Origin of the sequence: Nonomuraea sp. NPDC049784 (genome assembly GCF_040659615.1) — a bacterium.
Classification (GTDB): domain Bacteria; phylum Actinomycetota; class Actinomycetes; order Streptosporangiales; family Streptosporangiaceae; genus Nonomuraea.
This window is the reverse complement of sequence record NZ_JBFAMX010000962.1, coordinates 1-2,737: the sequence shown is the minus strand read 5'-3', so window position 1 is coordinate 2,737 and position 2,737 is coordinate 1. Positions and strand designations below refer to the sequence as shown.

Below are 2,737 nucleotides of genomic sequence, written 5' to 3'. Positions count from 1 at the left end.
GGCCACGTTGCCGCCCGGCCCCATGCAGTTGCCCAGCACCACGTCATCGACCCGCCGCCCGGCCAGATCGCGCGCCACGGCCGCGATCACGGGCGCGGCCAGCCGATCGACGGTCAGCCCCTTGAACGCGTGCCCGGCCGTGCCGATGGGGGTACGCCGTGCGGACACGATGACGGGTGCCGTCCCGGCGATGGGTTCGTCCCGCATGTCAGGCCAGCCGCCGGATATCGGGGTCGCCGTCCGCCAGACGGGCCGCGACCAGGGCGCGTGCGGGCTTGCCCGTCTGAGTGCGCGGCAGGCTCGGCACCGCGTACCAGCGGCGCGGACGTTGCGCCGCGTCCAGGCCGCTCCTGGCCATCGCCTCCAGCAGCGCGCGCGGCGGCGGCGAGGCGCACTCTGCCTCGATGACCGCCGTGACCACGGAGCCCAGCGACGGGTGCGGCGAGCCGATCACGACGATGTCCCCCACGCCGGGCACCTTCCTGAGCACCTCTTCCACGTCCTCGGGCACGACTGTGGCGCCGCCGGTCTGGATCGCACCGTCACCGCGCCCCCGCACCCGCAGCACCTCTCCTACCCGGTACGGCTCCGCCACGTCGCCCACGGTCACCCAACCGTCACCGTCACGGCGCAACGGTCCGGCCGCATCGCCCAGGTAGCCGTCGGCCAGCCACGGCGAACGCACCCACACCTCGCCGAGAGCGCCGGCCGCGCCGGGCGTGGGCCGGACCTCGATCTCCACGCCCGGAAAGGGGCGCAGCCCATCCCCGTCGACGTCCACCGCCACGAACGACAGCTCGCTCGCCCCGTAGTAGGACACGACACGGACCCCCGCCCGGACGGCTGCGGCGCGCGTGTCCGGGTCGAGGGCCGCACCGCCGACGACGGCCGTGCGCAGCGTCCCCGGGTGTGCCAGCGCGTCGGGCAGCCGGTGCGGCACCAGGTGCACGACGGTGGCCCTGGTCAGCAGGTCGCCCAGAGCCCTGGAGGGCCAGCGGCCGGGAAGGAGGGCCGTCGCGCCGGTGGCCAGGGTGTGTACGGCGGCGAATGCGTACAGGCTCGACACCAGCGGGCCGGGGACCAGGACGACGTCGTCCGGGCCGATCCCGGCGAGGTCGCTGAGGTGCGGGAACGACGCCGTCCACGACGCGCGGGCGCGCACGATGGCGCGCGGCCTGCCGGTGCTGCCCGAGGTGAAGCACGCCCACGCCCTGTCCTCCGGCCGCGGGTCATGCGTCACCGTGGGACCGGCCACGTACGGCAGCGGCGCGTCCACGTGAACGGCGGGGCCGGCCGCGTACGGTGATGCCGGGGCGACGCGTGACCACCGCTCCCGGTCCCACACCGGGTCGCCCACCAGCGGCGTCGCGCCCGCCAGGTCCGCCGCGAGCACGGCGGTGAGCACGTCGACCGGGTCCGTGAGGCCGATCGCGACCAGCGTGCCCGGCCCCCTTCCGAGGGCGAGCAGGTGGCGGGCGGCGCCCTGGATGCGTTCGGCGAACTGGGCGTAGGTGAGCTCCCCCTCGGGGCCGCACACCGCCAGGCGCGAAGGGCGCTCGGCGGCGTGCCGCATCACGTGTGCTGCTACCGGCATCGAGGGTTCAACGCCCCACGCCGGTACGCAGTCGCTCCTGGTGCACGGCCGGGACCGCATCCGGGTAGGCCCGCTGCGTGCCCCGGGCCACGACCGACGCCAGCACCGCCTTGATCAGGTCGCCGGGTAGGAAGGCGGCGCTGAGCAGCGCCGTCTTACCCAGGGACACGCCGGTGATGGCCGCCTGGACAGGTATGCCGAACAGGTAGATCACGCCGACACCGCCCAGCAGACACGCCACCACCAGGCGGATGATGCCTGGATTGCGGCCCGCGCGCTCGACGAGCCAGCCGGTCAGCGCCGCCCCGGGGATCCAGCCGATCAGGAACCCGGCCGACGGCCCAGCGAAGACGCCCAGGCCGCCGCGCCCGCCTGCCAGCAGCGGCAGGCCCGCGGCGACCAGCACGAGTAGTACCGCGACGGCCAGCGCGGCCCGCCACGTGCCGAGGATCGCGCCCGCCAGCATCACGCCGAGCGTCTGGAGTGTGATCGGCACCGCGTTGCCGAAGACGTTCAGCGAGCCGGGCAGGCCGAGCACCGCGATCAGCGCCGCGAACACCGCCACCCGCGCCAGGTCGCCCGTAGGGAACCTGCGCTGCTTCCCTTCATCCTTCATGGGGTCGATCCCACACCACAACACCACGCTTCAGGCATGGAGGTATCCCACAACTTTCCGTGCGTTCATCTGCGAACGGACGATACCGCTTCCACAAACCATCCCTGCCCCCGGCGGGACAAGGGACGGTCAGGCGGCCAGGCGGAGGGCTCGGGCCACGTCCGAGGTGGACGAAGACGTCTCCGTCGAGGTGTAGCCGTCGCGCAGGGAGGCGTCCAGGTCCTTCAGGCCGTTGCCACTCAGCGTGATCACGATCCGCAGCCCTGGCTCCAGCGCGCCCCGCGCGTGCTGGTCGAGCAGGCCCGCGACGCCCGCCGCCGAGGCCGGCTCGGCGAAGACGCCGTCGCGGCGGGCCAGCACCCGGTACGCCGCGAAGATCTGCTCGTCGGACACCGCCGCGATCAGCCCGCCGGACTCGTCGCGGGCGGCGAGTGCGCCGTCCCAGGTGGCCGGGTTGCCGACGCGGATCGCGGAGGCCTCCGTACGCGGGTCGGCCACGGGCGCACCGTGGACGAGCGGGGCCGACC

General features: G+C 74.4%; 3 protein-coding genes and 1 pseudogene. All 4 read right to left on the bottom strand.

The genetic code is table 11. The annotated features are described in order from the left end of the window. A pseudogene (locus tag AB0J09_RS61735) lies at positions 1 to 207 on the bottom strand (hypothetical protein); the annotation flags it as partial. A 1-nt stretch (position 208) separates the two neighbouring features. Continuing rightward, a complete protein-coding gene (locus AB0J09_RS61730; protein ID WP_360713403.1) occupies positions 209 to 1,594 on the bottom strand; it encodes an AMP-binding protein in 1,386 nt (461 codons plus the stop codon). A gap of 7 nt (positions 1,595 to 1,601) precedes the next feature. After that, positions 1,602 to 2,210, bottom strand: coding sequence for a biotin transporter BioY (locus AB0J09_RS61725; RefSeq protein ID WP_360713401.1), 609 nt, complete (start codon positions 2,208 to 2,210; stop codon positions 1,602 to 1,604). 129 nt (positions 2,211 to 2,339) lie between these two features. Then, positions 2,340 to 2,737: pyridoxal-phosphate dependent enzyme (locus AB0J09_RS61720; RefSeq protein ID WP_360713399.1), on the bottom strand; the 398-nt coding region annotated here is incomplete at its 5' end.